Annotated in this window: 1 protein-coding gene; it reads left to right on the top strand. The window is 67.9% G+C overall.

Going from position 1 to position 327, the window contains the following annotated elements; genetic code table 11:
* Positions 1-327: hypothetical protein (locus ON32_RS23305; RefSeq protein WP_040793160.1), on the top strand; the 327-nt coding region annotated here is incomplete at both ends.

Below are 327 nucleotides of genomic sequence, written 5' to 3' on the forward strand. Positions count from 1 at the left end.
AAACCGCGTGGCCCAGAAACTGACCTGGAAATTGCTCGAGGTCACCGCCGGTGGCGGAACCACCGATCTCCTCGTGCCGGAGAATTCGTCCGGTCCGTTGCGGGGGCTTTCGGCGGTGCCCGATACGCCGGAGGTTCGGGCTTTCCTTGCCGAGCTGCGGGAGCTCGGTGCCGGCTCCGGGCTCTCGACCGGGCGGGCGCGGGAGTTGGTCGATCGGGCGCCGCGGGTGTGGCTGGCGGAACTCGCGAGAGGTCTGAACTCGCAGATCGAACGTCGGTTGGGTGAGTTGTGGTTCGACAGGGGGATCAGCGACCGCGGTGAGCTCGC

Origin of the sequence: Nocardia paucivorans NBRC 100373 (assembly GCF_000308675.1) — a bacterium.
Taxonomy (GTDB): Bacteria; Actinomycetota; Actinomycetes; order Mycobacteriales; family Mycobacteriaceae; genus Nocardia; species Nocardia paucivorans.